A 24417-nucleotide genomic window follows, 5' to 3' on the forward strand; every position below is an offset into this window, starting at 1 on the left:
CCGGTCGGGCCGTCCGGTGCGACGGCACGGCACCGGACGGCCGACCTCTCCACCCGCCTGGTTTCGTGCCGTTCCCCCGAAGGGCACGCGCTTGCGCCGGACCTGAGCGGAGCGCGCCGGCCGGCGTCGGCGATGGCTAGGGCTGGGCGGCGGAGGCCGGTGCGCGGTGCGGGGCCGCTGCTGCGTCACCCGCGGGCCCGCGGACCACTCGCCGCGGTGCCTGGCCGCCGGCGCCGCACCGCCGCTCCTGGCGTCCGCGGGGAGCGGCACGCCCTGCGTGCGCGCCGCTCGACACCGGTCCGGCGGCGCGGACAGGCCGGTGTCCCGTCCGGCCGGTGCGTCGGTCGAGACGCTGCCTCCCGGGGCAGCCGATGCCCTGGTGAGTGAGCCTTCCGCCGCACCGGGTGCGCCCACCCCGGTGCAGGCAGGCCGCGCGGCCCCCTTCCCGTCCCGCCCCGTCGCGGTCGACGGCCCGTCAGGTCGCGCCCAGTTCCTCGGCCATGGTGGCGCGGAGGCGGAGGGTGCTGTCGAGGCGCTGGAAGGCCTCCGACCAGTAGCCGCCGGCCCCCGGCGCCGTGTCCTCGCCGTCGGCGGGGGTGGCGGTCAGGGGCGCGAGGCGGGTGGCCTCGGCCGGGTCCAGGCAGCGCTCCGCCAGGCCCATCACCCCGCTGAAGCTCCACGGGTAGCTCCCGGCGTCCCGTGCGATGTCCAGGGCGTCCACCACGGCCCGCCCCAGCGGCGCCGACCACGGCACCGCACACACGCCGAGCAGCTGGAAGGCCTCGGACAGTCCGTGCGCGGCGATGAACTCCGCCACCCAGGTGGCGCGTTCCCCGTCGGCGAGGGTGGTGAGCAGCTTGGCCCGCTGGGCCGGACCGACCGCGCCCGGGCCGGCGGCCTCCGGCGCGGAGGGGGAGCCGAGCAGGGCGCGGGCCCAGGCGGCGTCACCTTGCCGGACGGCCGCCCGGCACCAGGCAGCGTGGAGTTCGCCCTCCCAGCCGTCGGCCACCTCGAGGGCCACGATCTCCTCGGGCGCGAGCCCGCCCAGCCGCTCCGGCCAGGTCGCCAGGGGCGTGGCCTCGACGAGCTGGCCCAGCCACCAGGAGCGTTCGCCGCGTCCGTTCGGCGCCTTGGCGACCACGCCGTCGCGCTCCATCTCCGCGTCGCAGGCGTGCGGCGCCTCGACGACGACGCACGGTTCCGCGCCCGTGCGGTCCAGGGCCACGCAGGTGGTGGCCCGCGCCGCCATCCGCAGGGACAGGGCGGACCCCGGCAGCGCCGACAGCAGTTCCGCGGCGGTGGCCCGCACGTTGCGGCTGCGGTCGCCGAGCGCCCGCTCCAGGAACGGCTCGTCCTCCGCGCACAGCCCGGCCCGCAGCGAGTCGAGGAACCTCAGCCGGTCCTCCGCGCGCTCGGTCGTCCAGGTGGACTCCAGCAGCGCGCGGGCGGCGGCCGGATCCTGGCCGCGCAAGGAGGTCAGCAGGGCGACCCGCTCGGCGAACAGGCCCTCCTCCCAGAGCTGCCGTGCGCCCTCCGGATCGGTGGCGGCGGGCAGCCTGCCGCTGCCTCCCGGTGCGGCGCGCAGCGCGAAGCGCCACTCCGGATTGAGCCCGGCCAGCCAGAGCGCCCGCGGCCCGGCGAAGGAGAGCACCGCGGGCCGCAGATCGGTGCGGCTGCGGGCGGCCTCCAGGAGGGCGGGCAGCGCCTCCGGCGGCGCGGCGTACCCGCGCTCGTCGGCCAGGGTCAGCCACTGCGGCAGCAGTTCCACCAGGTCGGGAGTGGTGCCGCGGCGCCCGCCGCCCCCGCTGCCGGGGCGTGCGGTGAGCAGCAGGGAGAGCCGGCGGGCCGCGGCCGGCGGCAGAGGGGGCCGGGGGTCCTCGGGCGCGGGGCGGGGGAGGGGCCCGGCCTGGGCGGGGCGGAGCCCGGCCCTCCGGCGCAGCGTCTGCTGCGCGGCCTCGTCCAGCAGGGCGATCGGCGCCTCCCGCCCCTCCGGCGGAACGGACGGCGGGCGGCGCTCGGTGCCCAGCAGGGCGGTGGTGACCAGGTCCTCCCAGGCGGAGGCGGTGGCAGTCATGAGGGGAGCGTCCCTTCGGTGAGGCGACGGAGGCGACCGTGGCCGCGGAGACGACCGTGGCCGCGGTGGCGACGGGCGGGCCGGTGGGCGGTGCCGGTCATCGGACCGTCACCGGCTCGCCGGGGCCGGCGGGCCAGGCGGTGAGCGGGGTGAAGCCGCGGTGGCCGTACTCGCCGAAGACGCGCAGCGGGGCGCCGCCGGAGAGGGAGACCAGCCGCCAGAAGCCTGGGCCGGGGGAGGCCGACCCGGTGACGGGCACGGCGCCGCCCGCGGAGTCGGCCAGCTGCCAGCCCTCGGCCTGCGGGACCGGGGTGACGGCCTCCAGCGTCACCGGGGCGGAGTCCAGCCAGGGGTCGTGGCACAGCGCGTCGCCGTACCGGGCGGCGGCCTCCGCCGTGGTGAGGCCCGGTGGGCGCAGCGTGCTCGGGGCCGGGGCGGCGAACTGCTTCTCCAGCGCCGCCCTCGGCCGGCCGGACCCCGGATAGGAGGAGAGTTCGGCGTCGAGGACCAGCCCCGTCGGCAGCACCAGTTCCGGGGCGCGGCCGGCGGCGCCGTAGGAGAGGAGCAGCGCCGTCCGGCCGCTCTCCTCGCCGTGCACCCATATGCGGCGGGTGGTCAGCCGGGCGTCGGCCGTGTCGTACTGGGCGAGCACCAGCCACCGGTCGCGGACCGCGGGCCCCTCCGCCGAACCGGTCAGGCCCACCCGGGAGCGGACCGTGGCGGCCAGTTCGGCGGGGAGGCGGTCGCGGCGCAGCCAGCCCTGGACCAGCGTGTGGAGCAGGGCGCACTCCTCCAGCAGCCGCACCGGCCAGCCGGGGCCGGAGCCGGGTATCGCCCCCAGCTCCCGCACCCGCGCGGCCAGTCCGGGCGCCTGGGCGTCGACCATCCGGGCCGCCGTCTCCTCCCAGAGCGCGTACCCGGCCTGCTCCGCGCCGGCCAGGCCGGTCCGCAGCAGGTCGGCGAGTCGTCTCTCCAGCTCCACGGCGCCCGCGTCGATGCGCTGGGCGCGGCGCTCGGCGCGCTTGCGCGCCGCCTCCGCGTCGGCGGTACCCCCGTCGGTCGCGGCCGTCTCCTTGCGGTCGGCCCGCTGCCGCCGGCCGTCCAGCCACTGCGCCGCCCAGTCCGGAGACTGCTGTCCGTCCGGGACGGCCGCCGGGTCGGCGGCCCACAGCAGCAGCAGCCCCAGGGCGTGCTTGCAGGGGAACTTGCGGCTCGGACAGCTGCACCTGTAGGCGGGCGCCGCCGGGTCCGCCATGTCCACGATCGTCTGATAGGGCTTGCTGCCGCTTCCCTTGCAGAGCCCCCACACCGTCCCCTCGTCGCCGCAGCCCGTGCCGGACCACGGTCCGGACGCGGCGAGTTTGCTGCCGGCTTTGCGTGACGCCGCGTCAGGCGCCAGTGCCAGCACTTGTTCCGCGCTCCAGCGCACCCCCTGCTGAGTCATGTGTACGACGGTAGGGCCCGGCACTGACAATGCTCGCCGGGACGGCTCGAAGGCTGCCGTCCCCGCAGGTCATGACCGATTGTCAGTGGCGTCGTGCAAGGTGGTCACCAGATCCGAACCGGCCGAGCTGGAGGGGGCCTCAGCCATGTCTGTGTCCATCGACCCGACGTCCGTCACCGAGCGTTCCGACGACCCCGCGCCCGCGAACGGCGCAAACGCCGAGCAGGCGCTGCGGCCGCACGCCGAGGACGCGTTCGCCCACGAACTGAGGGCGCTGGCGGCCGCCGACGACCGCCCCCGCCCTGCCCGCTGGAAGATGTCGCCGTGGGCCGTCGCCACCTACCTGCTGGGCGGCACGCTCGACGACGGCACGGTGATCACGCCGAAGTACGTCGGCCCGCGCCGCATCGTCGAGGTGGCCGTCACCACGCTCGCCACCGACCGCGCCCTGCTGCTGCTCGGTGTCCCGGGCACGGCCAAGACCTGGGTCTCCGAGCACCTGGCGGCCGCCGTGAGCGGCGACTCGACGCTCCTCGTCCAGGGCACCGCCGGCACGCCGGAGGAGGCCATCCGCTACGGGTGGAACTACGCACAGCTGTTGGCCCACGGCCCCAGCCGCGACGCGCTGGTGCCGAGCCCGGTGATGCGGGCCATGGGCGAGGGAATGATCGCCCGCGTCGAGGAGCTCACCCGCATCCCCGCCGACGTCCAGGACACCCTGATCACCATCCTGTCCGAGAAGACGCTCCCGATACCGGAGCTCGGCCAGGAGGTCCAGGCGGTGCGCGGCTTCAACCTGATAGCCACCGCCAACGACCGCGACCGCGGGGTCAACGACCTGTCCAGCGCGCTGCGCCGCCGCTTCAACACGGTGGTGCTGCCGCTGCCGGACAGCCCGGAGGCGGAGGTGGAGATCGTCTCCCGCCGGGTCGACCAGCTCGGCCGCTCCCTGGACCTGCCGCAGGCGCCCGACGGCATCGACGAGATCCGCCGGGTCGTCACGGTCTTCCGCGAGCTGCGCGACGGGCTCACCACCGACGGGCGCACCAAGCTCAAGTCGCCCAGCGGCACGCTCTCCACCGCGGAGGCCATCTCGGTGGTCACCAACGGCCTGGCGCTCGCCGCGCACTTCGGCGACGGCGTCCTGCGCCCCGGTGACGTGGCCGCCGGCATCCTGGGCGCCGTGGTCCGCGACCCGGCCGCCGACCGGGTGATCTGGCAGGAGTACCTGGAGACGGTGGTCCGCGAGCGGGACGGCTGGAAGGACTTCTACCGCGCCTGCCGGGAGGTGTCGGCATGACCGGCGCCCAGGCGCTGCCGCTGCTGCTCGGGGTGCGGCACCACGGGCCGGGCTCCGCCCGCGCGGTACGGGCGGCCCTGGAGGCGACCGGGCCCCGGGCGGTCCTGATCGAGGGGCCGCCCGAGGCCGACGCCCTCGTACCGCTGGTCGGCGACGAGGAGATGAGGCCGCCGGTCGCCCTGCTCGCCCACGCGGTCGACGAGCCGGGACGCTCCGCGTTCTGGCCGCTGGCCGAGTTCTCCCCGGAGTGGGTGGCCCTGCGCTGGGCCGTGGAGAACGACGTCCCGGTCCGGTTCGTGGACCTGCCCGCCACCCATGTCCTCGCCCTGCGGGGCGAGGAGGAGGCGGCGCCCCCGGACGCGGACCCGGTCGCGGCTCCCGCGGGCGAAGGCGGCGCCGCCGACGGCGAGGAGGACGCCGGGGCCGGTGCCCCTGACCCGCGGGTCGACCCGCTCGCCGTGCTGGCGGACGCCGCCGGGTACGACGACCCGGAGCGCTGGTGGGAGGACGTCGTCGAACACCGCGGCGCCGGGGAGGACCCGCTGGCGCCGTTCGCCGCCGTCGAGGAGGCGATGGGAGCCCTCCGCGAGGCGTACGGCACCGGCGGACACGACCGCGATCCGGTCCGCGAGGCGTACATGCGCCTCCAGCTCCGTGCCGCCCGCAAGGAGTTCGGGGACCACGTCGCCGTGGTCTGCGGCGCCTGGCACGTGCCCGCGCTGCGGGAGAGGAGCACCGTCACCGCCGACCGCGCCCTGCTCAAGGGCCTGCCCAAGGTGAAGACGGAGATGACCTGGGTGCCCTGGACACACCGCCGGCTCTCCCGGTTCAGCGGCTACGGCGCCGGCATCGACTCCCCGGGCTGGTACGGGCACCTCTTCTCCGCCCCCGACCGCCCGGTGGAACGCTGGATGACCAAGGTCGCCGGCCTGCTGCGCGACGAGGACCTGGGCGTCTCCTCCGCCCACGTCATCGAGGCGGTCCGGCTCGCCGAGACCCTCGCGGTGATGCGCGGCCGCCCGCTGCCCGGTCTCGGCGAGACCGTCGACGCGGTGCGCGCGGTGATGTGCGAGGGCTCCGACGTGCCGCTGGAGCTGGTCCGCGACCGGCTGATCGTCGGCGACGTGCTCGGCGAGGTGCCGTCCGCCACGCCCTCGGTGCCGCTGCGGCGGGACCTGGAGCGGCAGCAGCGGACCCTGCGCCTCAAGCCCGAGGCACTCGAGCGGGAACTCGAGCTGGACCTGCGCAAGGAGAACGACGCCGCCCGCAGCCGCCTGCTGCACCGGCTCCGCCTCCTCTCCGTCCCCTGGGGCGAACCCGTCTCCGCGCGGGGCGGCACCGGGACCTTCCGGGAGACCTGGCGGCTGCGCTGGGAGCCGGAGCTGGCGGTCCGGGTGGCGGAGGCCGGGGTGTGGGGCACCACCGTGCTCTCCGCCGCCACCGCCAGGGCCGAGTCCGACGCCCGGGACGCCACCGCCCTCGCCGAGATCACCGCTCTCGCCGAACGGTGCCTGCTCGCCGACCTCCCCGACGCCCTGCCCACGGTGATGCGGGCCCTCGCCGACCGGGCCGCGCTCGACACCGACGTCGCCCACCTGGCGGCCGCCCTGCCCGCGCTGGTGCGCACCCTGCGCTACGGCGACGTGCGCGGCACCGACACCGGGGCGCTCGCCGGGGTCGCCGCCGGGCTCGCCGAGCGGATATGCGTCGGCCTGCCGCCGGCCTGCTCGGCGCTCGACACCGACGCGGCCGACGAGATGCGCCGTCACGTCGACGCGGTGCACACCGCGGTGGGGCTCCTCGGCGGTGTCCCCGCCGTCGACCCGGAAGGACTGCGCACCCGCTGGCACGGGGTGCTGCGCAAGCTCGCCGGACGGGACACCGTCCCCGGCGTGCTCCGCGGCCGCTCGGTGCGGCTCCTGCTCGACGACGGCTCGCTGGACACCGACGAGGCCGCGCGGCGGATGGGCCTGGTCCTGTCGCCCGGCACCGGGCCCGCCGACGCGGCGGCCTGGATCGAAGGCTTCGTGGGCGGCGGCTCCGGCGGACTCCTGCTGGTCCACGACGAGCGGCTGCTCGGCCTGGTCGACGCCTGGCTCACCGGCGTACCGGCCGAGGCGTTCACCGACGTCCTGCCGCTGCTGCGCCGCACCTTCTCCGCCTACGAGCCGGGAGTCCGCCGCAGCCTGGGCGAACTGGTCCGGCGCGGACCGTCGGCCGGCGGCGGGGGGACGGCGGCGGTGTCCGCCCTCGGCTTCGGAGAGGGCCTCGACACGGCCCGTGCCGACGCCGTCCTGCCCGTGGTCCGGCTGCTGCTGGGCCTCGACCCGGCCCCCGGCCCTCACCCCGACGACCTCGTGGAGGCAGCGGCATGACCACATCCCCGACCACGACCGCCCCGGCGCCCGGGCCGGCATCCGCCCCGGCGCCCGACGCGGACGCGGAGCGGCTGCGGCGCTGGCGTCTGGTGCTCGGCGGCGACCGCGCCGACGGCACCGGCTACGGCCTCACCGGCCGGGACGCGGCGATGGACGCCGCCCTCGCCGCGCTCTACGGCAACGGCGAGCAGGGCGCGCGCGGCTCCGGCCGTCCGCGCGGCGGCGAGCGTTCGGCGGGGCTCGGCGGCTCGGCGCCGTCGGTGGCGCGGTGGCTGGGCGACATCCGGACGTACTTCCCGTCCTCCGTCGTCCAGGTGATGCAGAAGGACGCCATCGACCGCCTCGGGCTGGCCTCGCTGCTGCTGGAGCCCGAGATGCTGGAGGCGGTGCAGCCGGACGTCCATCTGGTCGGCACCCTGCTGTCGCTCAACCGGGCGATGCCGGAGACCACCAAGGAGACCGCCCGCGCGGTGGTGCGCAAGGTCGTCGAGGACCTGGAGAAGCGGCTCGCCTCGCGCACCCGGGCCACCCTCACCGGAGCGCTGGACCGCAGCGCCAAGGTGAGCCGGCCGCGCCACCACGACATCGACTGGAACCGCACCATCGCGGCCAACCTGAAGAACTACCTGCCCGAGTACAACACCGTCGTGCCGGAGCGGCTGATCGGTTACGGGCGGGCCTCCCAGGCGGTGAAGAAGGAGGTCGTGCTCTGCATCGACCAGTCCGGCTCGATGGCCGCGTCGGTCGTCTACGCCTCCGTCTTCGGGGCGGTGCTGGCCTCCATGCGGTCCATAGCGACCCGGCTGGTGGTCTTCGACACCGCCGTGGTCGACCTGACGGACCAGCTCGACGACCCGGTCGACGTCCTCTTCGGCACCCAGCTGGGCGGCGGCACGGACATCAACCGCGCGCTCGCCTACTGCCAGTCGCAGATCACCCGGCCGTCGGAGACGGTGGTGGTGCTGATCAGCGACCTCTACGAGGGCGGCATCCGCGACGAGATGCTCAAGCGGGTCGCGGCGATGAAGGCGGCGGGCGTGCAGTTCGTGGCGCTGCTGGCGCTCTCCGACGAGGGCGCCCCGGCCTACGACCGCGACCACGCGGCGGCGCTGGGCGCGCTCGGGGCGCCCGCGTTCGCCTGCACGCCGGACCTGTTCCCCGAGGTGATGGCGGCGGCGCTGGAGAAGCGGCCGTTGCCGATACCGGACACGGCGTGAGGCAACGGGACATCACCGCGCAACCCTGACAGGGGGCTTGCGTGGCCGCGGGAGGCGCGTGCGAGGATCGGTGCGCCGTGGGCGTGGCCGAAATCCGTCGCTGCCGCCGCCGCACGCGCCCCCGCACCCGCCATCCGTTGCCGCACGGAGGATTCCCTTCCCCTTGAACTCGCCAGCGTCCTTCGCCGGGACCGTTCCGCGCGCCGCGCGCGGGGCGGCCGGGCGTCGTGCGCTGTGCCTGGCGGTGCTGGTGGTCGGCCTGTTCGCGCTCGGTCTGCTCTTCGGGGAGCGGGCGGGGGCGGCGGAGCGGCTCACCGGCGAGGGCGACCCGTCGGTGCGGACCGTGACGGAGCGTTTGGTCGGGCTCGCCGAGGACACCGTCGCCGGTGCCGCCCGTGCGGAGGCTGACGCCGTGTCGGTCCCGGGCGGCGACGCGGCCACGGTGGCGGAGGCGGGCGGCACGACCGCGCGGCAGGTGACGCAGGGGCGGGTCGGGTCCACCGCGGGCGAGGCGGTCCAGGCGCCGTCCCGGGCGGCGGCCGAACGGGAGACGCCGCCTGCGAGCGGCGTCGGTACCGGTTCGGAGGGGCCGCCGTCCGTGGTCGGCCCGTCGTCGAACCGGGTGCAGCCGACCCCTGCCGCCGCCTCGCGGACCGCCGCTCGCCCCGCGGCGCCGAACCTTCCCGTGCCGCCCGCGCCGACCGCGCCGCCCGTGCCTCCCGTGCCTCCCGTGCCGCCCGTGCCGCCCGTGCCTCCCGTGCCTCCCGTGCCGCCCGCGCCTCCCGTGGCACCCGCGCCGACCGCGGTGCCGGGTACGGCCGATCTGCCCCGGGCGCCCTGGGCTGTTGGCCTGCCGGGCCTGAGCGCCTTGTCCGACCGGACCGGACTCCCTGGGCTCACCGAGCTGCCCCCGTCGGGGGCGCTGTCGGCGCTGGCGACGTTGCCGGTGGTGTCCGACCCGTCCCGGCTGCCCGCGCTGCCCGCGCTGCCGGAACTACCGGGCCTTCCGGAACTGTCGGGACTGCGGGAACTGCCGGGACTGCCTGGCCTTCCGGGGCTGCCGACGCTCCCCGGCCTTCCCGGCCTCCCGGCACCGGCCGCGCCGGTGGTACCGGCCGCCCCCGTCGCCCCGGCGGGTGACGGCTCGGCACGGGAAACCGTGGCCGGGACGCCGCGCCCCGCGGGCGGGACGGAGCAGGGCCCGGGGCTCCGGCCGTGGACCGCGGACCTCTCCGGTCAGGGCGTGGGCGGGGACGCCCACCGCGCGGCCGCCCGGACCGTGCCGTTCCCCGACGACCGGTCGCCCGCCGGTGACCCGTTCCCCGTGCCGGTCGGTAGCGCGTCGGCCGACAACGGGCCGTCCCGCAACGGCGACACCCACGCCGTCACCCTCGACGCCCGGCCGCCCCTGCGGCTGAGCGCCGGTGCCGCCGTGTCCGACGACGCGGCGGGGATCCGCGACCGGCACCGCGACGTTCCCGTCTTCCCCGGCTGAGGCAGGCCCTTCCCCCGCCATGACCTGCCGCGCGGGGGCGGAACAGGTCTGCCCGCCTGTCCGGACGCGTTCCGGTTCACCCGGTGCGTCCGGTACGGGAACGTCTTCAGTCTTCCGATCGTCCTTCGACGCCTCGGAACGCTCACGATCCGAAGGATCCGCAGCACCTCATGAACAAGAACCTCCGTCGCTCCATCGCGATAGCCGCCGGCGTCACCGGCGCCTGGGCGCTCGGCACGGCCACCGCCTCGGCCGACGAGCTGCCCGCCACCACCTCCCTGACCCTGCTCGACCTGCCCGTCGAGGACGCCGCCGAGGCCGGGTCCGAGCCGGAGGCAGATCTCGCCACCGTCCGGCAGGAACTCCCCGTGCCCGAGGACACCGTGCCCGAGGTCGACTACCTCTTCGGCCCCCTGGAGGACTTCGCACCCGACCTGGCGGAGGCCCGCTCCGCGACCGTCACCGGCACCGGTGAGGTGGTGGACGGCGCGGTCGCGGACGCCGTCCCGCCGGTGGCGCACACCGCTGTGGACGGGGCTCGGCCCGCCGTGGACGGCACGGTCGGCCGGACCGCGGCCGTCGCCGGCCGGGCCGTCACCGGAGCCACCACCGTTGTCACCCACCTGGGTGGGGTTGTGGGGCACACGGTTGACGGGGTGCGGCCGGTCGCCGGCGGTCTCGTCCAGGACGTGGCCCCGTACGCCACCAGGGTCGTGGGCGACGTCGCCACCGACCCCGGGGAGGCCGTGCTGCCGCCCGCCGCGGGAGCCGCGGTGCACGGCGTCGTCCCGGTCGCGGAGCGGTCCCTGGCCGACGCCGGTGACCTCGCGACCGGCACCACCGGGCTGGTCCGGCCGTTCGTGGCCCGCCTCGCGGACCAGGTGCCGGCGCTCGCCCAGGGGGTGGCCGACCACGCCGCCCCGTTCGCCCGGGCGGTCGTCGGCGAGGTGCCGCGGACCGTCCACGGCGTGACCGGCACCGCCGACGCCGCGGTCGGCGCGGTCGCCCCCGCCGTCGCCCCGGCGGTCGACCGGGCCGACGCGACCGCCGCCGGAGCCGTCCAGGACGTCAGCGCCACGGCCGTGCCGCTGGTGGAGCGGGTCGACGCCACCGCCGCCGACGCCCTGTACGGCGTGCACGGCGCCGCCGACGGGGCCCTCCGGCAGGTGGCGGGCACCGCGTACGACACGGTCGGCGCGGTCCACGCGACGGCGGCCCCGGCGGCCGGCGAGGTGCGGGACGCCGCGGGCACCGCCGTCCGGCGCACCGACGGCACCGTCACCGCCGTCGGCCACGGCCTGCACGGCGCCGTCGCCCCCGCTGCCCACGGAGCGGCGGGCGCCGTCGACGCCACCGCGTACGGGGTGGCGGCCACCGCCGACGGCACGGTCCGGACCGTGGCCGCGGAGGCCGCGCCGCTCGCCTTCGGGGTGACCGGTGAGGCCGGCGCCTTCGCCCGGGGCGCCACCGCCGAGGCCACCGGCCTGGCGCACGGCGCCGCCGCCGAGGTCTCCGGGGGCGTGACCGGCACCGCCGGAGACGCGGTGGACGGCGCCCACGACGTCACCCACGGCGCCATCCACGGCGCCATCCACGGCGCCATCCGCGACGTCACCCACGGCACCGCCCACGGCGCCGTCGGCGAGGTCGCCCCGCACCACCCCGCGTACCCGTACTTCGGCTGATCGTCGGCAGATCATCTGCTGATCACGGGCCGACCTCACCGGACCGGGCCCCGGTCCGGTGAGGTCGGTCGAGCGGGGCCGAACGGGTGAAAACCCGTGATCACCTGCGACAACATGTGACCGGTATCACCGCTCATGTGTGATGCCCGAATTAGAGCCCTCGCGGGTGGCGGGGATAACCTGCCGGACGGACATGCCGCGCGCTCGGACACCGTGTGCGCCCCCCTTGTGACACAGCGGACGTCACGTTGCCCTTCGCGGCACGCCCACGCATCCAACGAACCGCGAGATCACTGATAGGGACGGAAGCGCGTGGACCTGTTCGAGTACCAGGCGAGGGACCTCTTCGCCAAGCACGATGTACCGGTGCTTGCCGGTGAAGTCATCGACACGCCTGAGGCGGCGCGCGAGATCACCGAGCGGCTCGGCGGCAAGTCGGTCGTCAAGGCGCAGGTGAAGGTCGGTGGCCGCGGCAAGGCCGGCGGCGTCAAGCTCGCCGGCACGCCCGACGAGGCCGTCGCCCGGGCCAACGACATCCTCGGCATGGACATCAAGGGCCACACGGTCCACAAGGTCATGCTGGCGGAGATGGCGCCGGAGATCGCGGAGGAGTACTACGTCTCCTTCCTCCTCGACCGCGCCAACCGCACCTTCCTCTCCATCGCCTCCGTCGAGGGCGGCATGGACATCGAGGAGGTGGCGGCCAGCCGCCCCGAGGCCGTCGCCAAGACCCCGATCGACGCGATCGACGGTGTCACCCCGGAGAAGGCCCGCGAGATCGTCGAGGCCGCCAAGTTCCCGGCCGAGGTCGCCGACAAGGTCGCGGCCGTGCTGGTGAAGCTCTGGGACGTCTTCATCAAGGAGGACGCCCTCCTGGTCGAGGTCAACCCGCTGGCCAAGGTGGCCTCCGGCGACATCCTCGCCCTGGACGGCAAGGTCTCCCTGGACGACAACGCCGAGTTCCGTCACCCCGACTTCGAGGAGCTCCACGACAAGGCCGCGGCGAACCCGCTCGAGGCCGCTGCCAAGGAGAAGGGCCTCAACTACGTCAAGCTCGACGGCGAGGTCGGCATCATCGGCAACGGCGCCGGCCTGGTCATGTCGACCCTGGACGTCGTCGCGTACGCCGGTGAGGCCCACGGCGGCGTGAAGCCCGCCAACTTCCTCGACATCGGTGGCGGCGCCTCCGCCCAGGTGATGGCGAACGGCCTGGAGATCATCCTCGGCGACCCGGACGTCCGCTCCGTGTTCGTCAACGTCTTCGGTGGCATCACCGCCTGCGACGAGGTCGCCAACGGCATCGTCCAGGCGCTGCAGCTCCTCGAGGAGCGCGGCGAGAAGGTCGAGAAGCCGCTCGTCGTCCGCCTCGACGGCAACAACGCCGAGCTGGGCCGCAAGATCCTCAGCGACGCCAACCACCCGCTGGTCCAGCGCGTCGACACCATGGACGGTGCGGCCGCGAAGGCCGCCGAGCTCGCCGCCGCCAAGTAAGCACCGAGGACGAGGACATCCACACACCATGTCTATCTGGCTCAACAAGGACAGCAAGGTCATCGTCCAGGGCATGACCGGTGCCACGGGCATGAAGCACACCAAGCTCATGCTCGCCGACGGCACCAACGTCGTGGGCGGCGTCAACCCCCGCAAGGCGGGTCAGACGGTCGACTTCGACGGCACCGAGGTACCGGTCTTCGGCTCCGTCAAGGACGCCATCGACAAGACCGGCGCCGACGTCACCGTCATCTTCGTCCCGGAGAAGTTCACCAAGGACGCGGTCATCGAGGCGATCGACGCCGAGATCCCGCTGGCCGTGGTGATCACCGAGGGCATCGCCGTGCACGACAGCGCCGCGTTCTGGGCGTACGCCGGCAAGAAGGGCAACAAGACCCGGATCATCGGCCCGAACTGCCCCGGCATCATCACGCCGGGCGGCTCGAACGTCGGCATCATCCCGGGCGACATCACCAAGCCGGGCCGCATCGGCCTGGTCTCGAAGTCCGGCACGCTGACGTACCAGATGATGTACGAGCTGCGCGACATCGGCTTCACCACCGCCGTCGGCATCGGTGGCGACCCGATCATCGGCACCACGCACATCGACGCGCTGGCCGCGTTCCAGGACGACCCCGACACCGACCTGATCGTCATGATCGGTGAGATCGGCGGCGACGCCGAGGAGCGTGCCGCGGCGTTCATCAAGGAGAACGTGACCAAGCCGGTCGTCGGCTACGTCGCGGGCTTCACCGCGCCGGAGGGCAAGACCATGGGTCACGCCGGCGCCATCGTCTCCGGTTCCTCCGGTACCGCGCAGGCGAAGAAGGAGGCCCTCGAGGCCGCCGGCGTGAAGGTCGGCAAGACGCCGACCGAGACGGCGAAGCTCGCCCGCGAGATCCTCGCCGGCTGAGCCACCGCTCCTGTCTCGACGGGCCCGCGCCCGGGATCACCTCCCGGCCGCGGGCCCGCCGCCGTTCCCCGGCCGGTGACGGCGCCGGGTCCACCGGGTGACGAGCGCGGCGGGGAGGGCGGCCGGGAGGACCCAGACCGTGGCGGCGACGGCGGCCTGCCACCAGAGGGGGCCGAACGCGGCGAGCGCACCGGTGCCGAGCGGCCCCGAGGCCAGGGCGGCCAGCGCGCCCAGCGCGGCGCCGCACAGGACGCACGCGGCCGCCGCCAGCACGACCGTCCGCGGCCACGGCCACGCGACGGCCCCCGCCGCGGCCCGTCGGCCCGTCCGCACCCCGATCGTCACCCCCGCCGCCACCGGCACCGCCGCCAGCGCCCACGCCACCGGCCCCGGCGCCCCGGCCGGCACCGCCGCCAGCCAGGGGAAGGCCGGGAGCGCGCCCACCGGGCCCGACACGGCGAACGGCTCCACCGCGGCGCGGCCCACCACGAAGCCCGGCCCCAGCGCGTACGCCGCCCCCCACACCGCCGCGTTCGGCAGCAGCGCGAGGCAGAGCAGCAGCAGCGTCGCGCCGCCGAGCCCGCCGTCGGCCAGCCGGCCGAAGGCGTACCCGGCGTCCCCGGCCCGCAGCGCCAGGGCGACCAGGGCCAGCAGCGCCCCGCCCGCGACCAGCACCGCCGTGCCCTCGGCGGCGGCGCGGACGACGGCGGTCAGCCGGCGGCCCCGGTCGGCGTGGCCGAGGAGGAGGAGGGGGAGCCGTCCGGGCAGCCGGTCGACCGCCCGCCGGGGCTGCTCGCACCCGGCCCACACCCCCGACAGCGCCGCCACGGCGGTCAGCGCCGGCAGGGCGAGCGCCGACGGACCCCAGTCCGGGCGGTACTCCCCGCCCGTGGCGTACACCGCGGCGACCAGCCCGGCGACCAGGTACCCGGCCGTCACCCCGGCCCAGGCGGCCTGCGGCCCCGGCGGCGGCGCGTCCCCGCGCCCGTCGCCCTCCGCGGCCGCCCGCCCGGCCCGGTGCAGCAGCCGCACCGGCAGCACGGTGAGCAGCAGCGGGGCCACCCCTATCGGTGCGGGCACCCCGGTGAGCGTCTCGGTGCGGACCAGGTCGACGCCGTGCGCCAGCAGCCAGACCGCGGCCGTGGTGTGCAGCGCGTTGCCGGGGCCGCTGTCCGGGTACGGCGAGGTCATCCACAGGAGGACCAGCGGCACGGCGAGGACGGCGATGCCCGCGCCGGCCGCCGCCAGGCCGGCCACGACCGCGGGCAGGGGCACGGCGGTCCGGATCGCGGCGCGGACCGCGGTGCGGTGCGGTGTCTCGGCTGCGGCCGAGCCTCCGCCGGTCGCCGCGCCCGGCGCCGTCCGGCCGAGGAGCAGCCGCAGCCGGAGCCGGAGGGCGAACCGGAGCAGCACCCGGGCCGGCAACCGGTGCGGTGCGGACGGCGCCCCCGCCACCAGGGGCACGGGTGCGGGTGCGGGCGACGGCGCGGGCGACGGCGCGGGCGACGGCGCGGGTGCGGGCGACGGCGGAGGCGCGGGCACGGGCGGCGGCGACGGCGGCGGCGGCGAGGGGGCGGCCGCGGGCGGGGGAGGCGGAGTGGCGGGGGGTGGGGGTGGCGTGGTCCGGGACACGTCGCCATGCTGCCAACGGCACCCGCATTCCCCGCGCAACAGGCGCACACGGGACGTGTCGCCCATGATGCGCTTATGGGTTTTTTCGTGCGGAAGGGTGACGGGGTGACGGCCCGTGACGCCTGAGCAGGCGTTCGACGAGCTGTACGTGTCGTGCGCGCCGACCCTGGTCCGGCAGACCTACCTGCTCACCGGGCGGCACAGTCTGGCGCTGGAATCCGTCGAGCAGGCGTTCCGGCACGCCTGGCACCACTGGCCGGAGGTGGCGCTGGACCCGGACCCGCCGGGCTGGGTGCGGGCGGCGGCCCACGAGCACGCGCTGTCGCCCTGGCGGCGGCTGAGCCGCCGGCACCGGCGGCAGGAGCGGGCACCGGCCGCCACCCGCTCCTCGCCTGCGGACCGGGCGCTGCTGGCGGCGCTCACGGCACTGCCGCCGCGGCACCGGCGCACGCTGCTGCTCTACGACGGCCTCGGCCTCGACCTGCCGGAGACGGCGGCGGAGACCGAGGCGTCCACGGCGGCGACGGCCGGCCGGCTGCGGCACGCGCGGGAGGCGGTGGCGGCCGTGCTGCCGGACCTCGCCGACCCGGAGACGCTGGCGCGGCGGATGGCGGAGACCGCGCAGGCGGCGACCTCGACCACCCGGCCCCGGCCGCTGCGGCCGCCCGCGGTACGGGGGCGGGCGGAACGGCAGGCCCGGTGGTGGACCGCGGCGTCCACCGGGACGACGGCGGTCCTCGGCGTGCTCGTCCTGATCGGGCTCTTCACGGCGGCCACCCGGTACGAGCCGCCGGTGCCGGAGGGCGAGCGGGTGCGGGGGGTGCCGGTGCAGGGCGCGCCGGGACCGCTGTCGAAGGCCGAACGCAAGCTCAGGACCCACCTGGAGAAGGCCCCGGGCGCCGGCCCGCCCCGCCTGCTCCCTCGGGCCGACTGACCGGGGCGACGCCGCACGGGCGGCCGTCCCGGAGAACCCCGGCCCCCTCGGAACCCCCGCCGCCCCGCCGAGCGCGGGCCCCCGCCTCGACCGAACACGCCCCGCCGAGCGCGAGCCCTCCCCCCGGCCCCGCGCCGAGCCCGGTCACCCGCGCCGAGCGCGGGCCACTGCTCCGTGCGTGCGCGAGCCCCCGTCCCGGCCGGGCTGGACCTTCGCCTCGGCCGAGCGTCGGCCCCCGTCCCGGCCGGGCTGGACCTCCGTCCCGGCTGCGTCAAGCCCTCGCCGCGGCCGTGCGCGGGTCCCCCGATCCCTGCCGAGCCGGTCACCCGCGCCGAGCCGGTCACCCGCGCCGAGCCGGTCACCCGCGCCGAGCCGGTCACCCGCGCCGAGCGCGGTCACCCGCGCCGAGCGCGGGCCACTGCTCCGGCCAGCCACTGCCCCGGCCGGGCGGCTCCCGCCCGGCGCCGCCCACCGCCCCCGCGGCCGGCGGGGGCTTCGGTCAGTTCGGGACGGTGAGGCTGTCGCGGAGGTCGTCCGGGATGCCCTCGGGCAGGTGCTCGACGCAGGCCTGACGGGCGTCACGGGTGAGCGCCTCGTCGGTGCAGACGTAGAAGTCCCGCAGGAACACCTGCTGGGCCAGGACGAGCAGGGCCACCAGGAGCAGCGCGATCGAGCCGGTGACGATGCCGATGATCGCGGCCCGCCGCTGCGGGTTCCGCCCCGCTCCGGCCGCCCCCGCGCCGGTCGCGGGCGAGCGGTCCACGGGGCGGTCCGGGTCCTGCGGGCGCGACGGCGCGCGCAGCGCGCTGATGCCCCAGTGGAGGGCGAGCGCGCCGAGCAGCAGCGCCAGCCACGGCAGGCCGAAGAGGGTGAAGATCAGACCCCAGGTGCCGCTGAGCAGGGCGTACCGGGCGCGGCGCTGCGAGGGGTCGGTGGGGTCCCAGCGCAGGCCGCCGGGGCCGCCCGGGCCGCCGCCGGAACCGTCCGGGCCCTGGCCGGAGCCGCCCTGGCCGGAGCCGCCGGGCCGCTGGCCCCAGCCGGACCAGCCGCCGCCACCGCCCTCGGGCTGACGGTCGCTCCAGCGCCCCTCCTGCGAGGGCCGGCCGGGCGGCGGCGGGGCGAACGGGTTGTCGTCCTCGCGGTCGCCGGAGTCCTGCCGGTCGTCGCGGGCGGGCGAGCCCGGCTCGGAGGGCTTCCGCAGCAGCATGCCGCCACGCTCCCCTCCCGGCGAGGAGAGTCCTCGCGTGCCGGGCGCGAGGCGCGTGGGGAGGGTGAGGAGTCGCGGGCTGCGGCGGTCGGGCATCGGGTGTGCGTCTTCCCCTTGGCTGGAACAGGCTGGAACAGGCTGGTACGGGCTTCGGACGGACGGGACGGCTTGATGCCGCCGCCCCGGTCGAGGCGGCGGACGGTCGTGGCGGCGCCGTCCGAGAGCGGGGGAAGGAGCGTCGCGGATGTGCCGTGCGGCACATCCGGCGCCGGGGAAGACCCCGGGCCCCGGCCCCTGCTCCTCTCGGAACGTGTGGCGCACCTGGGACGTTCCCGCCCGGTGCCGCGTCGCACACGCCAGACGGTACCGCCCGGCTCCGCCCCCGTCCCGTGGGGGCGTCCGAAGTGCCGGGTATCGTTGCTGCCGGTCGACCGCTTCGTAGACTTCCCCGTATCCCGGGGCGCGAAGCATTCGTACGTCCGTACAAAGCCGCGCGTACGACCGGCCGGAACAGCCGCTCCCCCGAGAAAGGGCCCCGCCGTGGCCGCCGCCCAGCCGCCCGCGTCCGTGTCCGTCGGCGTCAAGCGCCTCGTCGTGCTGGTGTCCGGCTCCGGTACGAACCTCCAGGCGCTCCTGGACGCCATCGACGGGACCGGCGCCGCGGAGTACGGGGCCGAGATCGTCGCGGTCGGCGCCGACCGCGACGGGATCGAGGGACTGGCCCGCGCCGAGCGCGCCGGGCTGCCGACCTTCGTGGTCCGGGTGAAGGACCACGCGAGCCGCGAGGAGTGGGACGCCGCCCTCGCCGAGGCGGTCGCCGCCCACCGGCCGGACCTGGTGGTCTCCGCCGGCTTCATGAAGATCGTGGGCAAGGAGTTCCTGGCCCGCTTCGGCGGACGGTTCGTCAACACGCACCCCGCCCTGCTGCCCAGTTTTCCCGGAGCCCACGGCGTGCGGGACGCGCTCGCGTACGGCGCCAAGGTCACCGGATGCACCGTCCACTTCGTCGACGACGGCGTCGACACCGGCCCGATCATCGCCCAGGGCGTGGTCGAGATCCGGGACGAGGACGACGAGAGCGCTCTGCACGAGCGCATCAAGGAAGTCGAGCGAAGGCTGCTCGTCGATGTCGTGGGGCGTCTCGCCCGCAACGGCTACCGCATTGAGGGACGAAAGGTACTTATCCCGTGACCGCCGACAGCACTGTCACGACCCAGCGGCCCATCCGCCGCGCGCTGGTCAGCGTCTACGACAAGACCGGCCTCGAGGAGCTCGCGCAGGGCCTCCACGAGGCGGGTGTCGAGCTGGTCTCCACCGGCTCCACCGCCGGCCGGATCGCCGCCGCGGGCGTCCCCGTCACCAAGGTCGAGGAGCTGACCGGCTTCCCCGAGTGCCTCGACGGCCGTGTGAAGACGCTGCACCCGAAGGTCCACGCCGGCATCCTGGCCGACCTCCGCCTGGACAGCCACCGGCAGCAGCTCGACGAGCTGGGCGTCGCCCCGTTCGACCTGGTGGTCGTCAACCTCTACCCGTTCCGGGAGACGGTCGCCTCCGGCGCCTCGGCCGACGAGTGCGTGGAGCAGATCGACATCGGCGGCCCCTCCATGGTCCGCGCCGCCGCCAAGAACCACCCCTCGGTCGCCGTGGTCACCAGCCCCGCCCGCTACGCCGACGTGCTGGCCGCGGTGCAGGGCGGCGGGTTCGACCTGGCCACCCGCAAGCGCCTGGCCGCCGAGGCCTTCCAGCACACCGCCTCCTACGACGTGGCCGTGGCCTCCTGGTTCGCCTCCGACTACGCCCCGGCCGACGAGCAGTCGGGCTTCCCCGACTTCCTCGGCGCCACCTGGCGGCGCAGCCACACCCTGCGCTACGGCGAGAACCCGCACCAGCCGGCCGCCCTGTACCTGTCGGAGGACGGCGACGGGGGCCTCGCCCGCGCCGAGCAGCTGCACGGCAAGGAGATGTCGTACAACAACTACACGGACACGGACGCCGCGCGCCGTGCCGCGTACGACCACGACGAGCCCTGCGTCGCGATCATCAAGCACGCCAACCCGTGCGGCATCGCGGTCGGCGCCGACGTCGCCGAGGCGCACCGCAAGGCGCACGCCTGCGACCCGCTCTCCGCGTTCGGCGGCGTGATCGCGGTCAACCGGCCGGTCTCCAAGGAGATGGCCGAGCAGGTCGCCGAGATCTTCACCGAGGTCATCGTCGCCCCCGGCTACGAGGACGGTGCGGTCGAGGTCCTCGCCCGCAAGAAGAACATCCGCGTGCTGCGCGCCCCCGAGGCCCCGGCCGCGCCCGTCGAGGTCAAGCCGATCGACGGCGGCGCGCTGCTGCAGGTCGCCGACCGGCTCCAGGCCGACGGCGACGACCCCGCCAACTGGACGCTGGCCTGCGGCGAGGCGCTCTCCGAGGCCGAGCTGGCGGAGCTGGCGTTCGCCTGGAAGGCGTGCCGCGCGGTGAAGTCCAACGCGATCCTGCTCGCCAAGGACGGCGCCTCGGTCGGCGTCGGCATGGGCCAGGTCAACCGCGTCGACTCCGCGAAGCTGGCCGTCGAGCGGGCCGGCGAGGAGCGGGCCCGCGGCGCGTACGCCGCGTCGGACGCCTTCTTCCCGTTCCCGGACGGGCTGGAGATCCTCACCGCCGCGGGCGTCAAGGCCGTGGTCCAGCCGGGCGGTTCGGTCCGCGACGAGCAGGTGGTCGAGGCGGCGGAGAAGGCCGGCGTGACCATGTACCTCACCGGCACGCGGCACTTCTTCCACTGATGCGGGGCCGCCCGCGGGCGGCACGCGAACGGCGGCGGCGCCGGCCACCCTCGGGGGGTGACCGGCGCCGCCGCCGTTCGCTCGGGTGCCGCGCGCCGTCAGTACCGCGGGCGGTTGAACCAGGCCTTGCCGGCGGGCTGAACGCAGGCGGCGATCATGATCCCGCTGAAGGCCAGCCACAGTACGCCGGCGAACCCGCCGCCGACCAGGGCCAGCAGACCCATCGCGATGCCGACCGCGCCGTAGACGATGGTGGTCACGCGCACGCCGTTACCGCCCTTGCCGAACTTCACGCCCAAGGTGATCGACAGCGGCGACAGTGCGAGGAAGAGCAGGCCCAGGCCCGCCAGGATGCCGGTGACCGCGTCCTGGCTGATGCCGCCGAACCCCGCGGCGTCCAGGTCGCTCTGGGTGAGCATGTCGGTGCCCACGGCGGCGAGCAGCATGAAGCCGCCGATGAGGATCTGGAAGCCGCCGATGATGAAGAGGAACACCCGCGCCGTCACCAGCAGACCAGGCATCGACGGGGGGACCTCCGCCCCGCCCGGGTAACCGGGGTAGCCCTGCTGCTGGGGGTAGCCGTACCCCTGCTGGGCGGGCTGCTGCTGCGGGTAGCCGTAACCGGGACCGGACGGCTGCTGCTGCGGCGCTCCGTAGGGGTTGTTGGGGTCGCCATAGCTCATGGGCGGCTGCCTTTCTCCGAAACTCGATCGCACGACAGGGCCACGACGGGCGAACGTCTGCGGAGGAGGAAGGTGCGCGTGTGCGGTCTTGGCCCCCCGGTACTGCCCGCTGCACTGCCGTCCCATCGTTTCTGCACCGATCGGTCCGTGTCCACCCGTCCGGCGGAGGCGTTGCGGAAGTGCAACCTGCGTTCACCCTGCGTGGTCGCGGGCGGGGCCGCCCGCCGGGTCGTGCGCGCGGGTGCGGGCCGGGTACGGGTCCGCCCGTGGACGCGTTTTGAACAGGGCCCGGTCCATCCGGGAGGATGGGGGCATGAGCGCCCAGATTCTCGATGGCAAGGCCACCGCGGCCGAGATCAAGTCCGAGCTTGCCGCCCGCGTGGCGAAGCTGAAGGAGAAGGGCATCACGCCCGGTCTCGGCACCCTGCTGGTGGGGGACGACCCCGGCAGCCACAAGTACGTCGCCGGCAAGCACCGCGACTGCGCCCAGGTCGGCATCGCGTCCATCCAGCGCGAGCTGCCCGCCACGGCCACCCAGGAGGAGATCGAGGCGGTCGTCCGCGAGCTGAACGAGGACCCGGCCTGCACCGGCTACATCGTCCAGCTCCCGCTGCCCAAGGGCATCGACGAGAACCGCGTCCTGGAGCTGATGGACCCGGACAAGGACGCCGACGGCCTGCACCCGATGAACCTGGGCCGCCTGGTCCTCAACGAGCCGGCCCCGCTGCCCTGCACCCCCAACGGCATCCTCACCCTGCTGCGCCGCTACGGCGTGGAGACCAAGGGCGCCGAGGTGGTCGTCGTCGGCCGCGGCGTGACCATCGGCCGGCCGATGCCGCTGCTGATGACCCGCCGCTCGGAGAACGCCACGGTCACCCAGTGCCACACGGGCACCAAGGACCTGTCCGCCCACCTCAAGCGGGCGGACATCGTGGTCGCGGCGGCCGGTTCGCCGCACCTGATCCGCGCCGAGGACATCAAGCCGGGCGCGGCGGTGCTGGACGTCGGCGTCTCGCGCAACGCCGAGGGCAAGATCGTCGGCGACGTCCACCCGGACGTGGCCGAGGTCGCCGGGTACCTGTCGCCCAACCCGGGCGGCGTCGGCCCGATGACGCGGGCGCTGCTGCTGGTCAACGTGGTCGAGGCGGCGGAGCGTCGTGCCGGCTGAGACGCGGGGCGGGAACGGCGCCACGGACGCGGCGCGGGTGCCGGACGACCGGGAGCAGGACGCCGCGGCCCCTGCGGCCCCCGCGAGCGACCCGGCCCCCGCGAACGACCCGGCCCCCGCGAACGACCCGGCCCCCGTGGACGCCCGGGACGCCGCGGACGCCGCGGACGCCCCGGACACGGTCGTGGCGCGGGACGCGGTCAGCGCGCCCGACGCGCAGGGGCGGCCGCGCCGGGTCACCCGGCGGTTCCCCCTGTTCACCCGGGACACCGCGCGGCCCGAGGGCGGCGGCCGGGCCGCCCCCGGTGACGCGCCGGCGCCCGCCCGGCAGTGGCCGATCATCCTGGTCATCTCGGTGGTGGCGGTGGGCCTGCTGCTCACCGCGTTCGACCTGTTCCGGGCCGGGACCATCGTGATCGGCGGGGGGCTGCTGCTCGGCGCGGTGCTGCGCTCGACGCGGCCCAACGTGGGCATCCTCGCGGTGCGCTCGCGGTTCACGGACGTCGTGACGTACGCCCTGCTCGGCTCGGTGATCGTGCTGCTCGCGCTGATGGCGCAGCCCCACCCGCTGCTGGAGCTGCCGTTCTTCAAGGACGCGCTCCACTTCACCGTCAACGACGGCTGACGCGCCCCGCCGTGTGCTCCTGCGCGCCGGTGCCGGGAACCCGAGGTGTTCTCCCGCAACGGCGCGCAGCGGGCTAACGTGGTCGGGACGTCCGGAATGCCGTGTGCGGGGGAGGCGCGCGGCAGGGGGCCGGACGCTCGGGCCGAGGGGGGAACATGCCGCGTTGGAAGGCGTTGCCGGAGGAGCTCGACCCGGAGGTCAGGGAGCTCACGGAGACCCTGCGGATGCTGGTCGACCGCGGGGGGCTGGGCATCGCGGCCGTCGCCGACAACACCGGGTACAGCAGGACGTCCTGGGAGCGGTACCTCAACGGGCGGCTGCTGCCGCCGCAGGGCGCGGTGATCGCGCTCGCCGAGGTCACCGGCGTCAACCCGCTCCACCTGACCACCCTGTGGGAACTGGCCGAACGGGCCTGGAGCCGCTCGGAGATGCGGCACGACCTGACCATCGAGGCGATGCGCATCGCCCAGGCACGGCAGGAGCTGGAGGAGTACGCCGGCCCGCAGGCCCCGCCCGCACCGCCGCCCGGCGCGGTCGCCCCGCCCGCGCCCCCGCCCGCGCCCGCCGAGCCGTCCCCGGTCCCGGCCGCCGCGGGAGCCGCCCAGCGGCCCCCGGCCCCCGGCCCCACCGTCGCGGACGCCCCCGACGCCCGGGAGGCCCACGCGCACGCCCACGCCCAGGCACCGTCACCAGCACCGGCCCACGCGCAGGCCCAGGTGGTGCCGCCCGTGGACCCGGCCGGGGACGCCCCGGGCCCCGCCCGTCCCGCCGCCCCGGGGCAGGCCAGTCGCGCGGTCACCTTCCTGGCCGGGACGGTCGGCGCGCTGCTGATCGTCGGGGCGGCCGTCTTCCTCACCCAGACCGACCCCGAGGACGAGGCGCGCGCCCAGGACCGCGCGACGCCCGCCGCGCCCGCCACCAGCGGGCCGCCGCTGCCCGACGGGGTGAAGTGCCAGGGCTCCGGCTGCGCGGGCGAGGACCCGGAGGCGATGGGCTGCGGAGGGGAGCGCGCCACCACCGGCGAGAGCGTCACGGTGGGCCGGGCGCTGCTCGAGGTGCGGTTCAGCGAGGTGTGCGGCGCCGCCTGGGCCAGGATCACCGGTGCCGCGCCGGGGGACCGGGTGACGGTGAGCGGCAGGGGCGGCCCCGAACGGCAGGCCGAGGTCGGGCAGGACCCCGACGCGTACACCCCGATGGTCGCCGTGGGCCGCGCGCGGGACGCGAAGGCCTGCGTCACCCCCGTCAAGGGCCGTGCCGCCTGCACCCGTTGACACGTTCGGCTCATTCCGCGGACGTACGCGCATGACTCACGTCCGGTTGGGCAGGCGAGCGCCATCCCCCCACGGGAGGCGGGTCCGCCGGGCCGCCGGAACGGGTGGTGTGGCCCTGCTGTGGGCCGGGCC

18 protein-coding genes are annotated in these 24417 nt (G+C 76.1%); 13 read left to right on the forward strand and 5 right to left on the reverse strand.

The annotated features are described in order from the left end of the window. Positions 1–475: 475 nt before the first annotated feature. Together ABZ836_RS01070 and ABZ836_RS01075 are read right to left on the reverse strand one after the other, a co-directional pair. A complete protein-coding gene (locus tag ABZ836_RS01070; RefSeq protein WP_361138174.1) occupies positions 476–2074 on the reverse strand; it encodes a DUF5691 domain-containing protein in 1599 nt (532 codons plus the stop codon). Positions 2075–2171: 97 nt separating this feature from the next. Next, the gene (locus tag ABZ836_RS01075; protein WP_361138176.1) at positions 2172–3518 is read right to left on the reverse strand and encodes an SWIM zinc finger family protein; all 1347 of its coding nucleotides are present in this window, start codon (positions 3516–3518) and stop codon (positions 2172–2174) included. A gap of 145 nt (positions 3519–3663) precedes the next feature. Between ABZ836_RS01075 and ABZ836_RS01080 the strand changes: the two genes are divergently transcribed. The 7 genes from ABZ836_RS01080 to sucD all read left to right on the forward strand — a co-directional run bounded on the left by ABZ836_RS01080 (position 3664) and on the right by sucD (position 13997). Further along, positions 3664–4818 carry an AAA family ATPase gene (locus ABZ836_RS01080; protein WP_356128824.1) on the forward strand — a complete coding sequence of 385 codons (1155 nt, stop codon included), beginning with the start codon at positions 3664–3666 and terminating at the stop codon, positions 4816–4818. Further along, positions 4815–7193 carry a DUF5682 family protein gene (locus ABZ836_RS01085; protein ID WP_361138179.1) on the forward strand — a complete coding sequence of 793 codons (2379 nt, stop codon included), beginning with the start codon at positions 4815–4817 and terminating at the stop codon, positions 7191–7193. The genes ABZ836_RS01080 and ABZ836_RS01085 overlap by 4 nt, the downstream gene beginning before the upstream one ends. Next, positions 7190–8413: a VWA domain-containing protein gene (locus ABZ836_RS01090; RefSeq protein ID WP_361138181.1), complete on the forward strand. Its 1224-nt coding sequence runs from the start codon at positions 7190–7192 to the stop codon at positions 8411–8413. Before ABZ836_RS01085 ends, ABZ836_RS01090 begins: the two co-directional genes overlap by 4 nt. A gap of 163 nt (positions 8414–8576) precedes the next feature. Then, positions 8577–9908: a hypothetical protein gene (locus tag ABZ836_RS01095; RefSeq protein WP_361138183.1), complete on the forward strand. Its 1332-nt coding sequence runs from the start codon at positions 8577–8579 to the stop codon at positions 9906–9908. Positions 9909–10078: 170 nt separating this feature from the next. After that, positions 10079–11593 (forward strand): hypothetical protein, encoded by a 1515-nt coding sequence (locus ABZ836_RS01100; RefSeq protein ID WP_356128834.1) that lies wholly within the window; start codon positions 10079–10081, stop codon positions 11591–11593. Positions 11594–11905: 312 nt separating this feature from the next. Beyond that, positions 11906–13084 carry an ADP-forming succinate--CoA ligase subunit beta gene (gene sucC, locus ABZ836_RS01105; protein ID WP_356128837.1) on the forward strand — a complete coding sequence of 393 codons (1179 nt, stop codon included), beginning with the start codon at positions 11906–11908 and terminating at the stop codon, positions 13082–13084. A 28-nt stretch (positions 13085–13112) separates the two neighbouring features. After that, a complete protein-coding gene (gene sucD / locus ABZ836_RS01110; RefSeq protein WP_356128840.1) occupies positions 13113–13997 on the forward strand; it encodes a succinate--CoA ligase subunit alpha in 885 nt (294 codons plus the stop codon). Positions 13998–14033: 36 nt separating this feature from the next. Here sucD and ABZ836_RS01115 read toward each other — a convergent pair whose 3' ends face one another. Beyond that, positions 14034–15461, reverse strand: a complete 1428-nt coding sequence (locus tag ABZ836_RS01115) for a DUF6350 family protein (protein WP_356128843.1) — start codon at positions 15459–15461, stop codon at positions 14034–14036. 283 nt (positions 15462–15744) lie between these two features. Here ABZ836_RS01115 and ABZ836_RS01120 point away from each other — a divergent pair, with 283 nt between their 5' ends. Next, positions 15745–16563: a sigma factor-like helix-turn-helix DNA-binding protein gene (locus ABZ836_RS01120; RefSeq protein ID WP_356128846.1), complete on the forward strand. Its 819-nt coding sequence runs from the start codon at positions 15745–15747 to the stop codon at positions 16561–16563. A 499-nt stretch (positions 16564–17062) separates the two neighbouring features. Here ABZ836_RS01120 and ABZ836_RS01125 read toward each other — a convergent pair whose 3' ends face one another. Next, positions 17063–17770: a hypothetical protein gene (locus ABZ836_RS01125; protein WP_356128849.1), complete on the reverse strand. Its 708-nt coding sequence runs from the start codon at positions 17768–17770 to the stop codon at positions 17063–17065. A gap of 540 nt (positions 17771–18310) precedes the next feature. On the opposite strand from ABZ836_RS01125, the gene purN reads away from it, so the two are divergent. Together purN and purH are read left to right on the forward strand one after the other, a co-directional pair. Continuing rightward, positions 18311–18961 (forward strand): phosphoribosylglycinamide formyltransferase, encoded by a 651-nt coding sequence (gene purN, locus ABZ836_RS01130; RefSeq protein WP_356128852.1) that lies wholly within the window; start codon positions 18311–18313, stop codon positions 18959–18961. Continuing rightward, a complete protein-coding gene (gene purH, locus ABZ836_RS01135; RefSeq protein WP_356128854.1) occupies positions 18958–20538 on the forward strand; it encodes a bifunctional phosphoribosylaminoimidazolecarboxamide formyltransferase/IMP cyclohydrolase in 1581 nt (526 codons plus the stop codon). Before purN ends, purH begins: the two co-directional genes overlap by 4 nt. A 98-nt stretch (positions 20539–20636) precedes the next feature. Here purH and ABZ836_RS01140 read toward each other — a convergent pair whose 3' ends face one another. Further along, entirely contained in the window at positions 20637–21221 is a 585-nt protein-coding gene (locus ABZ836_RS01140) for a hypothetical protein (protein ID WP_356128857.1), read from the reverse strand. Between the two features lie 313 nt (positions 21222–21534). Between ABZ836_RS01140 and ABZ836_RS01145 the strand changes: the two genes are divergently transcribed. The 3 genes from ABZ836_RS01145 (at position 21535) to ABZ836_RS01155 (ending at position 24285) form a co-directional block, all read left to right on the forward strand. Beyond that, the gene (locus ABZ836_RS01145; protein ID WP_356128860.1) at positions 21535–22389 is read left to right on the forward strand and encodes a bifunctional methylenetetrahydrofolate dehydrogenase/methenyltetrahydrofolate cyclohydrolase; all 855 of its coding nucleotides are present in this window, start codon (positions 21535–21537) and stop codon (positions 22387–22389) included. A gap of 136 nt (positions 22390–22525) precedes the next feature. After that, the gene (locus ABZ836_RS01150) at positions 22526–23014 is read left to right on the forward strand and encodes a DUF3017 domain-containing protein (protein ID WP_356129210.1); all 489 of its coding nucleotides are present in this window, start codon (positions 22526–22528) and stop codon (positions 23012–23014) included. Between the two features lie 155 nt (positions 23015–23169). Beyond that, positions 23170–24285, forward strand: coding sequence for an XRE family transcriptional regulator (locus ABZ836_RS01155; protein WP_356128863.1), 1116 nt, complete (start codon positions 23170–23172; stop codon positions 24283–24285). Positions 24286–24417: the final 132 nt, after the last annotated feature.

Source organism: Streptomyces sp. NPDC047130 (assembly GCF_040643475.1).
Taxonomy (GTDB): Bacteria; Actinomycetota; Actinomycetes; order Streptomycetales; family Streptomycetaceae; genus Streptomyces.